At 59.7% G+C, this 15217-nt stretch carries 14 protein-coding genes and 1 tRNA gene; 1 reads left to right on the top strand and 14 read right to left on the bottom strand.

Annotated features, from left to right (window positions below):
• Nucleotides 1-210 precede the first annotated feature (210 nt).
• The 4 genes from Q0601_RS12030 to Q0601_RS12015 form a co-directional block, all read right to left on the bottom strand.
• Nucleotides 211-287 (bottom strand) — tRNA-Pro (locus Q0601_RS12030).
• A 48-nt stretch (nucleotides 288-335) separates the two neighbouring features.
• Entirely contained in the window at nucleotides 336-1295 is a 960-nt protein-coding gene (locus Q0601_RS12025) for a DMT family transporter (RefSeq protein ID WP_305290072.1), read from the bottom strand.
• The gene (leuB, locus tag Q0601_RS12020) at nucleotides 1296-2423 is read right to left on the bottom strand and encodes a 3-isopropylmalate dehydrogenase (protein ID WP_305290071.1); all 1128 of its coding nucleotides are present in this window, start codon (nucleotides 2421-2423) and stop codon (nucleotides 1296-1298) included. It abuts the gene before it with no gap.
• Nucleotides 2424-2483: 60 nt separating this feature from the next.
• On the bottom strand, nucleotides 2484-3119 hold the full coding sequence (locus Q0601_RS12015) for a ribonuclease T2 (protein ID WP_305290070.1): 636 nt from the start codon (nucleotides 3117-3119) through the stop codon (nucleotides 2484-2486).
• Nucleotides 3120-3306: 187 nt separating this feature from the next.
• Between Q0601_RS12015 and Q0601_RS12010 the strand changes: the two genes are divergently transcribed.
• Nucleotides 3307-4062: a DUF1013 domain-containing protein gene (locus Q0601_RS12010; RefSeq protein ID WP_305290069.1), complete on the top strand. Its 756-nt coding sequence runs from the start codon at nucleotides 3307-3309 to the stop codon at nucleotides 4060-4062.
• A gap of 93 nt (nucleotides 4063-4155) precedes the next feature.
• Here the strand turns inward: Q0601_RS12010 and Q0601_RS12005 are convergent, their stop codons facing one another.
• From Q0601_RS12005 to Q0601_RS11960, 10 genes are all read right to left on the bottom strand, one after another.
• A complete protein-coding gene (locus Q0601_RS12005; protein WP_305290068.1) occupies nucleotides 4156-4410 on the bottom strand; it encodes a GlsB/YeaQ/YmgE family stress response membrane protein in 255 nt (84 codons plus the stop codon).
• A 116-nt stretch (nucleotides 4411-4526) separates the two neighbouring features.
• The gene (locus Q0601_RS12000; RefSeq protein ID WP_305290067.1) at nucleotides 4527-4985 is read right to left on the bottom strand and encodes a hypothetical protein; all 459 of its coding nucleotides are present in this window, start codon (nucleotides 4983-4985) and stop codon (nucleotides 4527-4529) included.
• Nucleotides 4986-4996: 11 nt separating this feature from the next.
• On the bottom strand, nucleotides 4997-7630 hold the full coding sequence (gene tssH / locus Q0601_RS11995) for a type VI secretion system ATPase TssH (protein ID WP_305290066.1): 2634 nt from the start codon (nucleotides 7628-7630) through the stop codon (nucleotides 4997-4999).
• 17 nt (nucleotides 7631-7647) lie between these two features.
• On the bottom strand, nucleotides 7648-8613 hold the full coding sequence (tssG, locus tag Q0601_RS11990) for a type VI secretion system baseplate subunit TssG (RefSeq protein ID WP_305290065.1): 966 nt from the start codon (nucleotides 8611-8613) through the stop codon (nucleotides 7648-7650).
• Nucleotides 8610-10520: a type VI secretion system baseplate subunit TssF gene (gene tssF, locus Q0601_RS11985; protein ID WP_305290064.1), complete on the bottom strand. Its 1911-nt coding sequence runs from the start codon at nucleotides 10518-10520 to the stop codon at nucleotides 8610-8612. Before tssF ends, tssG begins: the two co-directional genes overlap by 4 nt.
• Nucleotides 10517-11104 carry a type VI secretion system baseplate subunit TssE gene (locus Q0601_RS11980; protein WP_305290063.1) on the bottom strand — a complete coding sequence of 196 codons (588 nt, stop codon included), beginning with the start codon at nucleotides 11102-11104 and terminating at the stop codon, nucleotides 10517-10519. The genes tssF and Q0601_RS11980 overlap by 4 nt, the downstream gene beginning before the upstream one ends.
• Nucleotides 11105-11218: 114 nt before the next feature.
• On the bottom strand, nucleotides 11219-11716 hold the full coding sequence (locus tag Q0601_RS11975) for an Hcp family type VI secretion system effector (protein WP_305290062.1): 498 nt from the start codon (nucleotides 11714-11716) through the stop codon (nucleotides 11219-11221).
• Between the two features lie 37 nt (nucleotides 11717-11753).
• Nucleotides 11754-13244, bottom strand: a complete 1491-nt coding sequence (tssC, locus tag Q0601_RS11970; RefSeq protein WP_305290061.1) for a type VI secretion system contractile sheath large subunit — start codon at nucleotides 13242-13244, stop codon at nucleotides 11754-11756.
• Between the two features lie 2 nt (nucleotides 13245-13246).
• Complete coding sequence (gene tssB / locus Q0601_RS11965; protein ID WP_305290060.1) at nucleotides 13247-13765, bottom strand: type VI secretion system contractile sheath small subunit; 519 nt, start codon at nucleotides 13763-13765, stop codon at nucleotides 13247-13249.
• A 75-nt stretch (nucleotides 13766-13840) separates the two neighbouring features.
• Complete coding sequence (locus Q0601_RS11960) at nucleotides 13841-15202, bottom strand: type VI secretion system protein TssA (protein WP_305290059.1); 1362 nt, start codon at nucleotides 15200-15202, stop codon at nucleotides 13841-13843.
• Between the last annotated feature and the right edge of the window lie 15 nt (nucleotides 15203-15217).

The following is a 15217-nucleotide window of genomic DNA, read 5'->3' as shown; positions in this document are numbered from 1 at the left end:
AGGATCAGGTCCAGAAACACCCTGTTATGCGCTGAGCGCGCCGCCAACGATCAAGAAACTCAGTGGGTACTTGCGGGTGTCCACTTCATGCAGGATCAGACTACGCTCAACGGCTTCGTCAGCCACTTAAGATAGGTCAGAATCACTACATCAAAGGAAGTTTATGTGCCAGAAAGGCAGAATATCTCTGCAATCCACAGGAAGCACAAATGGTCGGAGCGAGAGGATTCGAACCTCCGACCCCCTGCTCCCGAAGCAGGTGCGCTACCAGGCTGCGCTACGCTCCGACCGTAGGATGGGCAGGTAGCGCGGCAGGCGCGGGAATGCAAGGCCCTTCATTTCCGGCGGCGCCATATTCTTTGGAGAATGGTCGATTTGGGCGTGGTCACCGATTCCGTGCGCAGGCGGGCCACCATCGCTGGGCGGTTGTCCGAATTCCCGCCGTGGCTTTCCCGCCAGACGATATAAAGACCCGAACCGATAATCACCCCGGCACCGGTCAGTGTCGCCGCATCCGGCATCTCGCTGAACAGATACCAGCCATAGACCGTCGCCCACAGAATCTGGGAATATTGCATCGGCGCGACAAGCGCGGCCTCTCCCGCGCGATAGGCGAGAATGACCAGAAACGCCCCCGCCAATCCAAGGCAAGCAATAACGCCGGTCAGGGCCAGATCGGTAAGCTGCATGGGCTGATAGGTCACGCTTAGCGCGGTGCCGGTGACGAACAGGTTGCCCAGCATCGGCCACATCAGCAGCACAAGGGGACGCTCGCTTCTGCCCAGCTTGCGGGTGATGACGGCGACGCTGGCGCTTGCGGCAGCACCCAGCATGGCGGCGAAATGGCCGGGCTCCAGGTTTTGCGCACCCGGGCGCAGCACGATCAGCACACCGACCAGACCGAACAGGATCGCCCCCCAGCGATGCAATCCGACCCGCTCACCCAGCAGCGGGATCGACAGGATGGTGATCAGCAGAGGCGTGGTGAAGAGGATCGAGTAGACCTGCGCAAGCGGCAGGACCGAGAAGGCGAAGAAACCGCAAAGTCCCGCCGTGATGCCGCAGCATGCCCTTAACACGACCCAGCCGGGGCTGTTGGGTCTGAGCGTGCCGGGATTGGGATCCTGCAGCAGGATCAGTGAGACCAGCGGAAATGACAGCAGCGACGAGAAGAACAGGATCTGGAAAGAATGGTAGCTCTCTCCCAGAACCTTGATAATGGCGTCATGGGTCGCGTAAAGGCCCATCGCCGCCAGTTGCAACATGGCACCGGCGGCATTGCCGGTCAGCCGCATTCATGTCCTCGTGGAAAGTGCCGCGACGATCCTGTCGCCCATTTCCGAGGTGCTGACCGGCGTTCCGCCCCCCGGCCCCATCAGATCGGCGGTGCGCGCGCCATCCGCCAGAACCTTCTCGACCGCCCGCTCCAGTTCGGCGGCGGCATCGCCCTGATCGAAACTGTAGCGCAGCGCCATCGCGAAGCTGAGGATACAGGCGATCGGGTTCGCCTTACCCTGCCCGGCGATATCCGGCGCGCTGCCATGCACGGGTTCATACAGCGCCTTGGGCCGGCCATTCTCCATCGGTGCGCCAAGGCTGGCCGAGGGCAGCATTCCAAGCGAACCGGTCAGCATCGCCGCCGCATCGGACAGCAGATCGCCAAACAGATTGTCGGTCACGATCACGTCGAACTGGCGCGGATTGCGGACAAGCTGCATCGCGCCGTTATCGGCATACATATGCGACAGCTCGACATCCGGGTATTCATTGTCATGCACCCACTGCACCTCTTCGCGCCAGAGGATGCCGGATTCCATGACATTGGCCTTCTCCATCGAGCAGACCCTGTTGCCGCGCCGCTTCGCCAGCTCAAAGGCGGAACGGGCCACCCGCCGGATCTCGCCGCTGGTGTAACGCTGGGTGTTGATGCCCACGCGGCCGCCCTCGTTTTCCGGGGTATTGTTGTCGTCATGGATCCCGCGCGGCTCGCCGAAATAAATCCCCGAGGTCAGTTCGCGCACGATCAGGATATCGAGGCCGGTCACGACCTCGCGCTTGAGCGACGAGAAATCGGCAAGCGCGTCGAAACATTGCGCAGGCCGCAGATTGGCGAACAGGTCCATTTCCTTGCGCAGGCGCAGCAAGCCCCGCTCGGGTTTCAGGCTGAAATCGAGATCGTCGTATTTCGGGCCACCGACCGCGCCCAGAAGCACCGCATCGACCTGTTGCGCCTTCGCCATCGTCTCATCGGCCAGCGGCACGCCATGCTTGTCATAGGCCGAGCCACCGACAAGATCGTGGCTGACATCGAAGCTCATCCCGCGATTGGCCTGAAACCAGTCGATCACCTTGACCACCTCGGCCATGACTTCGGGGCCGATCCCGTCACCGGGCAGAACAAGCAGTGAATAGGGGGCGGTCATGCGTTTCTCCTCAATAGCATGGCATGGGGTTAGACCCGGCGCGTCGGACGGTCAAGATCATCACCGCACCTGCTCCATCAGAAGCTTGCCCCGCGAACAATCCCAGCTTGCGTCCGGGGCACAATCGCGCGGTTCCAGATCACGGGTCAGGCAGATCCGCACCTCCTGAAGCGCCTCGCCGCTGCAAGTCACGGTGATGCCTTCGCGGGTCAGGTTCGGATTTACCTCGATAAAGGCATCCTCGACCACGGACGGAGGCAGGGTGATATCCTTGTCAAGATCGTCGAACACCTCGGGAACAGGGACCTGTTCTGCCGCGTCGCGGATTGCCTGATAATAGCCGCGCGCCGAAAGGCCGGAACAGCGACCGTGTTTCTTCCACTGATACCACGCAAGCCCGCCCGAACCCATGATATCCTGCATCGACTGGCTTTCGCGGCGTGACGGATCGCGTTCATCGGTTGCGCAATATTCCGGCCAGCCGTCTTCGTATTGCGGCCACAGGCCATGCACCACGAAATCGGTCTTGCGCCCCGTGTCGCATTGCGCTGCGTCCCTTCCGTCGCCTTCGTTCCGGCACCATGACGGCGACCAGCTAAGCGACAAAATGTAATAGTCAAACTCGCCGGCGACATCTTCAGCATGAACGGTCAGCGGGCACAGGGCGCACATGGCGGTGGCGATCAGGTATCTCATGGGCGTTACCCTAGCCGCATGACCGGCATCGTCCAGCCCATATTGCGCGAATCCCCTTTTCTAACCGCATGGAAATCGCTATATGCACGGACAATTCCCCCGAAAACGAGGAATGGCCCCCGCCGAAAGCCGTTTTCCCGGCACGGAGGGGACATGCAATCGGGGCAGAGACGCGAAGGAGACTGACATGAACAAGCCATTGATGGCCAAGGCCACCGCCGTCTGGCTGGTCGACAATACCACGCTGAGCTTCAAGCAAATCGGCGATTTCTGCGGATTGCACGAACTCGAAGTGCAGGGCATTGCCGATGGCGATGTGGCGGCCGGCGTCAAGGGATATGATCCGATCGCCTCGAATCAGCTTGACCCGCAAGAGATCAAGCGCGGAGAGGAAAACCCCGCCTACAAGCTGCGCCTGAAGCACAACCCCGCCGCCGAGGGCGAGGAAAAGCGCCGTGGCCCCCGCTACACGCCCCTGTCCAAACGCAAGGATCGCCCCGCAGCGATCCTGTGGCTGGTGAAATTCCATCCGGAACTCGCCGATGCCCAGATTGCGCGGCTGGTCGGCACCACCAAACCGACCATCAACGCCATCCGCGAACGGACGCATTGGGATATTCAGAACATCCAGCCGATCGACCCGGTCGCGCTTGGCCTGTGCCGTCAGTCCGAACTTGACGCCGCCGTTCAGAAAGCCGCCAAGAAGCGCGGCGCCGAGGGCGAGGTGATGACAGATGACGAACGCCGCAAGCTGGTCAGCACCGAAACCTCGCTGGCCATGGGCGAAGAGGCACGGTTGCCGACCGCGATTGCCGGGCTCGAGAATTTCTCGCTGTCAAAGGATGACAATGCCGAGAAGGAAAAAGAGCTTGATGCGGACAGCTTCTTCAACCTGCCCGATCAGGATGACGAGGAAGAAGAAGGCGACGACGACAAGGACTGATCGTTGACGGCGGTCACATCGCCGGCGATCACATCAAAAGGGCCGGTGCGGCTGTTCCGCACCGGCCCTTTGATTTCGCAGATCCGCCGCTTGTCAGCCGCGGCTACGTATGGCGCGATAGCCCCAGATCAGGATACAGGCGCCGATCACGGCGATCACAAGCTGACCGATCCAGCCCCCGGCGGTTGTGCCAAAGATCAGCCGCGCCAGCCAGTTACCCAGCAAGGCACCGACAATACCCAGAATGATGTTCGTCAGCAGACCGTGATCTGCCTTCATGACTTTTTCGGCGATCCATCCGGCGATACCGCCCAGAATGATTGCCATAAACCAACCGACACCTGACATCTGGTACTCTCCCTTTCTTGTTGAGACGGGCGCTTGGCCCTCTTTAGCAGGAATGCGTGAACACATGAATTGGTTCCCGCAATCCCGTTGGTTTGGCCCGATCCGTTCAGCCCGGATCAGACACCTGTCGTCACTTCGGTAAACGCGCGTCGCGCCACAGTTTCAAAGCCTTTCCGGATCACCACTTGCTTGATCTTGTTAGAGGTAATGCTTGCCGCTACCCCTGTTGCGGCACTGCGGACCCCGGCGCGGAAATAACTTTGCCAGATCCCATCCGCGACCAGACCGGCAGCAAATGAAGTGAAGATATCCGCGGCGACAGTCCGGATCGACGGGTCGCGCAGATAGATATCCACATCATTGCGGGCAGCCATGGCGACTTCTGCCACTCCGGCATTCTCCATGCCGAACAGCGAAGAGCCCACACGCTCGATCAAACTGACTTCGCCATCCTTGTTGCCATCCCGGCCATCGAAATAGGATGCAATGGCAACAACATCATCGCCAATGAACCCTATGGCCCCGATATCCCGGCCGAATTTCGAAACGACGACCCAATCGAACTGATCCGGCATTCTTCTCTCCGTCACTGGAACTCGTAATGGAACTTCCCGTCTTCAACCTTGATGGTCACGTCCTGCATATCCTCTCCGTTTACCATACGGCCAAGAACCTGGCGTGACAAATCCGGAAGTATCGAATTGGTAATAATATTATCGATCATCCGGCCACCGCTATCCGGATCGCGGCACTGATCGACGATATGGGCGATCACCGCATCGTCCCAAAGCAGATTCGCGCCCTGTGAATCCTTCATCCGCCGCTTGACCGAACCCAGCTTAAGGCGCGATATCCCGCCAAGAACTTCGGCACTCAGCGGCACATAGGGGATCGAGACGATCCGGCCCAGAAGCGCGGGTGGAAAGGTTCCCAGCAATTCTTCCTTCATCGAGACTTCAAGCGTTTCCTCATCCTCGATCACGCCTTCGGGCGCCAGATTCATGATCGTGCCGGTGCCGACATTCGAGGTCATCAGGATCAGTGTGTTGCGGAAATTGATCGGGCGTCCGTTGCCGTCTTCCATCTGGCCCTTGTCGAAGACCTGAAAGAACAGTTCATGCACATCCGGATGGGCTTTCTCCATCTCGTCCAGCAGCACCACGGAATAAGGTTTGCGCCGCACCGCCTCGGTCAGACGGCCACCCTCACCATAGCCGACATAGCCCGGAGGTGCGCCTTTCAGAAGGCTGACGGAATGCGCCTCCTGGAATTCGGACATATTGATGGTGATGACATTCTGTTCGCCGCCGTAAAGCGCCTCGGCCAGCGCAAGCGCGGTTTCGGTCTTGCCGACGCCCGAGGGGCCGCACAGCATGAACACCCCGATGGGTTTTTCCGGATTGCCCAGCCCCGCCCGCGCCGTCTCGACCCGGCGGGCAATCATCTGCAGGCCCTGATCCTGCCCGATCACCCGCTCTTTCAGGTGATCCGCCAGCGTCAGCACCGCCTGCAACTCATCCGCCACCATGCGGCCCGCCGGAATGCCGGTCCAGTCGCTGATGACGGTGGCCACGGCCTGATCGTCCACATGCGGATAGATCATCCGGTCATCGGCATTGATTCCCGCCAGCTTGGCCATGCCCTCGGTCAGTTCGGTGCGGATAGCGTCGTGATCGACCTCTTCTCCGCTTTCCCCGGCCAGCCTTGTGCGCAGCGACAGGATATTCTCGACAATCGCCTTTTCGGATTCGTAAGCCTGCTGCAACGCTGCCAGTTCATCCTTTTTGGATTGCAGCGCCTCATCCAGTTCCGCCAGCCTTGCATCCGACGCGGCACCCAGTTCGCGTTCGCCCTGTTTCGCCGCGATCTCGGATTCAAGAGAGGCTATCGCGGCCTGCAAATCCGCAATCCGTGCCGGGATCGACGATTGGCTGACCGCCACCCGTGCGCAAGCCGTATCCAGCAGCGACACCGCCTTGTCGGGAAGCTGGCGGGCGGGCAGATAACGCGCCGACAGCTTCACCGCCGCCTCGACCGCAGCATCCGAAATGCGCACCTTGTGATGATCCTGCATCGGCCCAAGAAGACCGCGCATCATGTAACAGGCCGTCTCGATATCCGGTTCATCCACTTGCACGGGCTGGAAACGGCGGGTCAGGGCGGGATCCTTCTCGAAATAGTTGCGATATTCGGCCCATGTCGTCGCGCCGATGGTGCGCAGCGTTCCCCGCGCCAGCGCCGGTTTCAGCAGATTGGCGGCATCGCCCGTGCCCTGCGCACCGCCTGCCCCGATCAGGGTATGCGCCTCGTCGATGAACAGAATGATCGGCGTGGGACTGGCCTGAACCTCATCGATGACCGAGCGCAGCCGCTGTTCGAACTCACCCTTCATGCTGGCCCCGGCCTGCATCGCGCCAATATCCAGCATATGCAGCCGCATCCCCTTAAGCGCCGGGGGCACCTCGCCCGCGGCCAGCTTCTGCGCAAACCCCTCGACCACTGCGGTCTTGCCCACGCCTGCCTCGCCGGTCAGGATCGGGTTGTTCTGGCGGCGGCGCATCAGCACATCGATGATCTGCCGGATCTCGTCGTCGCGGCCCACGACCGGATCCATCCTTCCTTCCGCCGCATCCGCCGTCATATCGACCGAGAACCGGCCAAGCGCCGTCGAAGCCCCCTGCCCTCCGGCAGCCGCCCCCCCGGCATGGCGCAGCCCGCTGCCATCCATCGGGCGCATGTCCTCTTCTTCCGAATCCGCCCAGATCGTGCGTGCCTCGCGGCCGATATGATCGGGGGACAGCTTGTCGAACACACCGGAATATTGCAGCAGCGCCTGTCGCAACTGATTGTCGTTCAGAAGCGCCACCAGCAGATGCCCGGTGCGGATCTGCGCCTCGCCGAAGAACAGCGAGGCATAGGTCCATGCATGATTCAGCCCATCCGCCAACCGTTCGGATATCCCCGGCGTCTCGGTGACGTTTTTCTGCAACGACGCCATGGCGCGGTCCAGATCCTTCAGGACCTGCGCCCGGTCGAGCCCGGATTCCCGCAATGTCAGCGAGATATCGCAATTCTGGTTCGAGATCGCATGAAACAGCCAATGGCACAGCTCGACATTGCGATTCCCGTCCGAACGCGCCTGCCGCATCGCCTGAAGGAAGGCGTCATAACCGACACGGTTCATCTTGCCTGCAAATTTCTCGATGGTGATCGCGGTCATTCTTGGCCTCTTGCTTCTCAGGCCCCGTGGGTCAGGGCAAATCGTGAAATCTCGATACGTTCTTGCGCCCGCATTTCGGCGGAAGGAGTCAATGCGGCAAGCCAGCCCAGTGAAATCGTCTCTCCCATCCGAGCCGGCGGGATCTCTGATGGCGGCAGGGTCAGGGCAAGATCGACCTCGTAAGAGCGGCCGAGATACCAATACACAAGATCGGAAAGCCGCTCGTGCCGTTCCTGTCCCGGCAAAAAGCTGCGATATGTCTCGACATCCGGAATATGCAGGTGAATGCAGATCTTTTCATTGATCGACTTCAGCCGCGCGCCCAGATACACGTCCCGCCCCAAAGCACCGCCCGAGCCCAATCCACGGCGTTCATCTGCCTCGAATTCAAGCCAGGTGGGCATATGCTCGTCCACATCGGCGGTAAGGCCGAAATAACTTTCGACCATCTGGCGCAGCCGGACAGCACTGCGCACCCGCCCGCCGAAAAGCGAAACCAGCGGCAGCCGGGCGATATCGGGGAAACTGTCATGCTGCCGGAAAGCCGGGCTGCCGATCCCGGCGACGGCTGCGATATATCTTCCAAAGCGATCCTCGTCGGGGCGGTCATGCTGACTGATCGCATGGGCATCGGACCAGGCGCGGAAGAAAAGCTGATAGAACCGCGCCGCAAGAATATCGACGAATTGGACAAACCCGTCCTCGCCTTCTTCCTGCCAGCGCAGAACCTCTTCGGTCAGGCTAAGCGGCAGCGCGCCATTCGGCCCGAAAAACCCCATGAACTGCGCACGTAACCTGGTCCTGTTTCCATGTTGCGGCTCTGCCAGTTCGACTTCGCGCGCCGGAAAGGCCAGCCGCGGATCCTGCCCGATCTCGACGAAATCGTCACGCAGCCTGCTTGAGCGCCCGATACGAGGACGATCCGACGCCTCGCGTTCAAGCCGCCGCAGCAAGGCCAGAATATGCGCGCCCTCCACGCTCATATCAGGGGGCCTGTCCCGGTGCGGGGTGGCCATCTTTTGATCAACCCGCGCTGCTTGCTGATCGTCACCATCTGCGTAAAGCTGTTGATGGTGACATATTCGGCAAAGAACCGGTCAAGCACCGCCGCCAGAAGGATGACGCCGCTTCCCTCGAAGCCGGTTTCGTCGAATGTCACGGCAATCTCCAGCCCGCGCGCCGGAAAATATCCCTCGGCCCGGCGAAGCGAGCGGGTGATCGGCCGCACCTTCAACTCGACAAGCCCGTCGATCTGCGCCTCGGTCACGCTGTCCGACAGGTCGACGAACAGGGTCAGGATTTCGCGCAGACTGGCCGCGCCATCCCTGCCGTAACGATCGTCGAGCCCGAAATGATTCAGTGCCAGATACGAGATCAGCCGCCAATAGACATCCCCCTGCCCCATGCGATGAGGGCCCGCCTTTTCAGTTTCGGTCATCGCTTCGCGGGGCGCGGTCGGGCCGTTGATGCAGGTCACCGACATATCGCTGTCGGTCACGACATGGAAATCCTCGGACCGTGCCAGCGGCAGCGCGGCGGGCAGGTGCCGGTTCGAGCATAATGTCCGTAAATGCAGCCGGTGCGCACGACGCCCCACGATCGCTTCCGGTGGCTCGTAGATCGAGACATAGGTTTCGGTTCCGCGATATCCGCTGCGTGTCCCGTGACTGCGTTCGGCCTGTGTCAGACGGCGCGGTTTCCTGCGGCTGGTAAAGTAATATGTCGAATGCTGCGCGACCGAGCCTTGCGGCAACGCATATAGCGGCTGAACAGCCACGCGGTCATTGGTTGTCCCGAAACTGGCATGGACCCTCAGGATGCGATGCACCTCGTAATTGGTCATCGGGCTGGAATCGGGCGTGACGACATATTCATGCCGTTTATCGTCCAGCCGGATCTGGTTCGATCCCTCTTCGAACAGGTTGATCGCAACCGCGCAGTTCAGCCGCATATCGCCAGGCTGCGTCAATCGCGCCAGATCCTCGTCCGCGCGGTCGAATTCAAGGATCACCTGCATCTGGTCGGTGTCGATCCTGCGCAGGATATCAGCCAGCCCGGTCAGGCGGAACCCAAGAAAGCGGCGGGGAAAAGCAAAGAAATCCCGCAAAAGAGAGAAACCTTCGAACAGGGTGGATTGGCGGTCAAAAAGCTGCTCGTCCCGGTTGAATCCGATCTGCTGGATCTGGTCGGGATGCAGACGCAGGAAAACCGGATCGCCATTCGGTCGCAACCAGCGCAGCGAGATGCGCGTGACATTACAGTGAATCTGCTCGTAGAGGGCGATTGCCCTGAACATGTCGGCGGTCAGATGAAAACTCAGCTCATCCTCGTTCAACGAAGATAGCGGCTGATCATGGGTGGTCCGAAGGTCAAGCTGCAGCCCGGCGCGGGTCGCACGGTCGGGGTCCTGACCAAGACTGCCAAGCGCGGTCGTGCGGTCGTGATAGGTCAGTTCCGAGATCGCCAGCGGCATGACCTTCAATGCCGAGGTCAGGCTGAAGCGGCATGTCACGCGGGTGTCGGAATCGCGGAAATTCGCGTCCAGATAGGTTCCGCGGGGATAATTCCTGACGATCGGATCGCCCGAATCCTTCGTTGTCGGAGGGGCCTGCACGACCATGCAACTGGGAATCGGCGCAAGCGCATCGGGGAAAATCTGCTCAAGCAGTTCGGTGGTGAAGCCCCGGAACTCTTCGTCAAGCTTAAGCTGTACCCGCGCGGCCAGAAAGGCGGTTCCTTCCAGAAGCCCGGCAATCGTCGGATCGATATTCTCGCGCAGGACGCCACCAAGACGGTCGGCAAGCCCGGGAAATTCCTCGGCGAACTCGGCCGAGCGTTCATACAGAATATCAAGCTCACGCTCATAGGCGTCGCGGAAAGCCTTCTTCATCCCTCGCCCTGCATCCGCTTCATCGCCACCTTGCCCGCCGCCGGATCCACCTCGGCATAGAATTGCAGCGGGATATCCGTGGGGTCCGAGATCATCTCGGCCATGATTTCAAAGGTCAGTCTTTGCTCGGCCGAGGCATCGTTCTCATCCACCCGCACCTCGATACTGTCGGCCCGCAGGCGCGGCTCGCTGCGGATCAGGGCGATACGGATCGCATTGGCCAGATCGCCCGGGGTCCGGTTGTGCCGCCACAATGAATCCATGTCCTGAAATCCATGATTAACGATCGAGTCGCGCACCCGTGGCGTATCCGACAGATCCGCGACGACATCCAGACGGATCGTATTCATCAGATTGGCGATATCCCTTGCCAGATTGCGGCGCAAGGACGCTTCGCTTGCGCCTTCCCGGCGTTTCTGGCTGACCAAAGTCAGGTCTCGCTCACCTTCGGTATAGTGCCTTGTGCCATCGCGTGAATCGCGACGAGCGGCCGAATCCCGGAAGATATGCAGCAATGACATTTCACGCAGCCCGCCCCGCGCGATGTTGTCACCCGGAGCACCGGGAACGCGACGTGATGACATGGGTCCTCCTGACCGTCTGACTGAGGATCATGTTAGGATCATCCCGAACCAAATAAAACAGGGCCGGCACGTGAATGCGCACCGACCCCGCCTAGATCACAAGGATCAAAGAGCTTAGGCGCTCCATTCCTTGTTTTCGGCGATATCCCAGCCGGACATGGTTTCGGCGCCGGGCGCACCCGAATCTTCCTGAAGCGTGTAAACCACTTCGAATTTGCGGAAATTCAGCGTCAGGGTTTCCTGAATGCGGTCCAGACCGTCTTTCGCGCCGCCGGTGTTATAGCTGGTGATCATGATGTTTTCCATCTTGATCCGGAAATACTCGACTGGTGCAGCGCCGCCCGATTTGCGGACGATCAACTCGCCATTTTCGATATGCTCGCCCGAAGTGGCACGCTTGATCAGGTCATTGGTGGCCAGATCGACATATTTGGTCAGGGTGATGTCCTGCACATTGACCTTGCCGCCGCCGCCGCCCGAGCCGATATGCGTCGTGCCGGACTGGGTCAGACCCCAGTTCCATGCCAGAACATCGATTTCGTCGCGATGCGTATCGTCCTGGGATTCACCCTTGATGCTGTTGGAAAGTTTCAAAAAGATATCGACAGCCATATTAAGCTCCTTTTACTTCGGCAGCCATACTAGATAGTCATTTACCCTTGGGTAACTTGGAAACCAAAGACATACCGATGTCCATGCCTTCCAACTGAAAATGCGGCTTCAGATAGAATTTTCCCATGTAATAACCGGGGTTTTCCTCGTCTTCCACCACTTCCACTTTCGCCCCGGCCAACGGTTTCTTCGCCTTTTCCCGTTCGGTCGCACTTTCCGGATTGCCCGAAACATATTTGTTGACCCAGGTCTGGAGCTGGGTCTGCAGTTGCAGGCGATCAGGGCTCTGCCCGATCTTGTCGCGGACCATACATTTCAAATAATGACTGAAGCGTGACACCGCGAAAATATATGGCAGGCGCGAGGACATATTGTCGGATGCCGTCGCCTGTTCATCCACGTATTTCTTGGGACGATACAAGGTCTGCGCGCCGATGAAGGCAGCCTTGTCGGTATGTTTGCGATGGATCAGACCGATCAGCCCGGCCTTGGACAATTCGCCCTCGCGCCGGTCGGTGATCGAAATCTCGGTCGGGCATTTCAGATCCTTCGAACCGTCGCCGGTGTCGAAATTGAAGGCCGGCAGGTTCAGAACCTCACCGCCTGACTGCACGCCACGGATCTGAACGGTCCAGCCATGTTCCTTATGGGCGCGGTTGATATTCACCGCCAGCGCATGGGCTGCGTTCATCCACGAGAATTTCTTGCCCTCATGCCCGTCGGTCTCTTCCTCGAAGTTGAATTCCTCGACCACCGAATTCGAATTCTGGCCATAGGGTTCACGCGCCAGCACACGCGGCATGGTCAGGGCGACATAGCGCGAATTCTCGGAATCGCGCAGCCCGTTCCATGCGGCATATTCCGGCGTATCGAAAATCTCGGACAGATCGGGCGGCACGCTGAGTTCGTTCCAGCTATCCATGCCCAGAAGCTCGGGCGCGGATGCGGAAATGAAGGGCGCATGGGCCGCTGCGGCGATCTTGCCCATTTCACGCAGAAGCGACACATCGGCCGTGCTGTGATCGAAATAATAATCCCCGATCAACGCACCGAAAGGCTTGCCGCCAAGCGTCCCGAACTCTGCCTCGTATATGACGCGGTTCAGGGGCGACTTGTCCCATTTCGCGCCCGGATAGCGCCGGAACATCTGCTGAAGCTCTTTCTTCGAGACATTCATCACCTTGACGCGCAACGACGCGTCGGTTTCGGAATTATTGACCGTATAGGCAAGGCCGCGCCATGACGACTCGATCGTCTGGAATTCCTGATGATGGATGACCTCGTTCAACTGCTCGGTCAGCTTCTGGTCAAGCTTCGACAGCATCGCGTCGATCGTGTCGATCACATCCTCGGCGATGACGGTCTGATCGTCCAGCGCCTCGCGAACAAGTGCCACGACGGCGTTGTCCACCTCTTTGGCAGCAACTTCCGAACGGGGTTTGATGGTCTGTTTCAGAATGTCCGAAAATTCATCCAGCTCGGACAGGCCGGTGGCTTCAGAAACCTGAGCCTGATTTTCCTGCGCCATGATCAGCCGTCCTCTTCAGGGTTGTCTTTCTGGGATTCACGCTCTGCAAGCGCGGCCATCAATTCGGGGTCATTCAGCAATTTGCGAAGCTGTTCCTGAGCCTTGGGCTTCGAATTCATGTAACGCTGGAGATTGGCCAGATGCTGACGGGCCTCCAGAAGTTTCTTCAGCGCCGGGATTTGCGCCGCGACCTTCGCCGGGTTGAAATCGTCCATGCTTTCGAATTTCAGCGTGACGCCCAGACGGTCGCCGCCACCCATCTTGTTTTCCACATTGAACGAAACCGCCGGCGCGACGCTTTTCATATAATCGTCCAGGGTTGTTCCGGTGACATCAGTAAAGTCACGATCTTCGATATCGGGTTTTTCAACTTCCGACGCGTTGCCGGACAGATCGGACATCACCCCCATGACAAAGGGCAATTCCACCATTTTTTCGGAATCGTAAGGATCTTCGTATGAAATATTCACCCGCGGGGGGCGGTTGCGCTTCAGGAAATCTGTTGATTTATCGGATGCCATTTGTACCAACCCCTTCGCTGCGGGATAACAGAAACGTCATTAAGACGCAGTGTCAATGCGAACTCATCAGGAAAACTAACCTTCTTTCACTGGCGCAACAAGTAGTTCGGCCATAATCGCGTCAAATCTCTTTTCCAGCATTTCACGCGCTTTGACAAGTAAAAGAGGAATTGGGCTGGCCGGCTCCTGCGCCGAGAAATACCCCTCTACACCCAATAAATGCCCGATAAGATCGCCGCGCCGGGCAATCGGGGGAAGCGCCGCGGGCTGACCCGTGCCGTTCCTGTCCTGATCCAGCCCCGATTGCGTCAGTTCCTTCAGCCGCGCCATCGGCAGGCTGAACCCGCTGCCCTGTCCGATATTCAGCATGACATTGCCTGCCTGACCCGGCATCAGAACCTCGATCGCCTCGACCAGCGGCGCGCCGACCAGAAGCCGGGCCTGGGTCACCAGGACAAGCGCAGGCGAAGACGGTTCGTTCGCCGCAAGCCATGCTTTCGCGGCATCAAGCGCGGCGGCGCCAGTCGCCCGGTTGGGGATGGTCGGAACCGCCCCGGCGGTGGTTTTCGGTGGCAAAGCGGGTTGTCCGGCAGGGCTGACACCCGCCGCCGGGGCTTCTGTCACGGCCGGATCGCCGGTCCCTGCCTCCACCGCCGCCGCATTGGCTGGCGACCAGACGCGAAGATCGGGGCGGGCCGAGACGATCATCGCCTGCATATCGGCAATCGCCGTTCTCAGCGCGGCAAGATCGGGCGTAAAGGCCCTGGACGGATGCGATGAGGCAAGTCCGGCTATGCGATGCAATGCATCGGCGATACGGGTCAGGTGATCATTCGCAGTCTCGACCACACGCCTGTTGCCTTCGGCCCGCAAAGGCCCCAGAAGATCGCTTCCGGCGATGTCCTGTTCGGATTTGCGGGGTTCGACCTTGCCGCCCGCGACCATATGCCTGCGCAGCGTAACGTCGCCGTTGGCGACGATCGACAGGTGCAGAAGCGGCATCACGACCGTGGGCTGATGATTCAGTGCCTCTAGCGTCGCCCGCCTTTCGCCCGCGCCACGATCAAGCCGGGGATGCAGATCATCGGGCCATTGCGCCATCATTGCGGCGATATCCTCGATCGTATCCGCAAATTCGCCCAACGAGCCGCCGAGAATCTGGAACCGTGCCAGCAAGCTCATCAATCGCAGGTCGCGGCTGCGGCCCAGCAGCCTGCCGATCGTGGCTTTCTCGACGGGCAGATCGAATTCCTTCCGCGCGTCGAAAAGCTGATCCTCCATGCCGTTCTGCTCGTTTCCCGGCGTAAAATAACGCTCGGGCATCCGCGCTTCGGCTTCGAAATAATATTCGACGAATTCGGGATCGTCTTCCTGTTCCAGATCCGGCCCGCAGGGGTCTTCTTCCAAGATGGGCTCCAGCAGATTGACAGATGCCAATGCAGTTCTCCTTTT

The sequence above is a fragment of the Paracoccus wurundjeri genome (genome assembly GCF_030678915.1).
Taxonomy (GTDB): Bacteria; Pseudomonadota; Alphaproteobacteria; order Rhodobacterales; family Rhodobacteraceae; genus Paracoccus; species Paracoccus onubensis_A.
The sequence above is the reverse complement of the archived record's forward strand: the minus strand, read 5'-3'. Positions and strand labels throughout refer to the sequence as shown.

Excerpts from the sequence above, each read along its gene's own strand:
- Q0601_RS12025 (WP_305290072.1), bottom strand. The coding sequence starts at position 1,295 with ATGCGGCTGACCGGCAATGCCGCCGGTGCCATGTTGCAACTGGCGGCG.
- leuB (WP_305290071.1), bottom strand. The coding sequence starts at position 2,423 with ATGACCGCCCCCTATTCACTGCTTGTTCTGCCCGGTGACGGGATCGGC.
- Q0601_RS12015 (WP_305290070.1), bottom strand. The coding sequence starts at position 3,119 with ATGAGATACCTGATCGCCACCGCCATGTGCGCCCTGTGCCCGCTGACC.
- Q0601_RS12010 (WP_305290069.1), top strand. The coding sequence starts at position 3,307 with ATGAACAAGCCATTGATGGCCAAGGCCACCGCCGTCTGGCTGGTCGAC.
- Q0601_RS12005 (WP_305290068.1), bottom strand. The coding sequence starts at position 4,410 with ATGTCAGGTGTCGGTTGGTTTATGGCAATCATTCTGGGCGGTATCGCC.
- Q0601_RS12000 (WP_305290067.1), bottom strand. The coding sequence starts at position 4,985 with ATGCCGGATCAGTTCGATTGGGTCGTCGTTTCGAAATTCGGCCGGGAT.
- tssH (WP_305290066.1), bottom strand. The coding sequence starts at position 7,630 with ATGACCGCGATCACCATCGAGAAATTTGCAGGCAAGATGAACCGTGTC.
- tssG (WP_305290065.1), bottom strand. The coding sequence starts at position 8,613 with ATGAGCGTGGAGGGCGCGCATATTCTGGCCTTGCTGCGGCGGCTTGAA.
- tssF (WP_305290064.1), bottom strand. The coding sequence starts at position 10,520 with ATGAAGAAGGCTTTCCGCGACGCCTATGAGCGTGAGCTTGATATTCTG.
- Q0601_RS11980 (WP_305290063.1), bottom strand. The coding sequence starts at position 11,104 with ATGTCATCACGTCGCGTTCCCGGTGCTCCGGGTGACAACATCGCGCGG.
- Q0601_RS11975 (WP_305290062.1), bottom strand. The coding sequence starts at position 11,716 with ATGGCTGTCGATATCTTTTTGAAACTTTCCAACAGCATCAAGGGTGAA.
- tssC (WP_305290061.1), bottom strand. The coding sequence starts at position 13,244 with ATGGCGCAGGAAAATCAGGCTCAGGTTTCTGAAGCCACCGGCCTGTCC.
- tssB (WP_305290060.1), bottom strand. The coding sequence starts at position 13,765 with ATGGCATCCGATAAATCAACAGATTTCCTGAAGCGCAACCGCCCCCCG.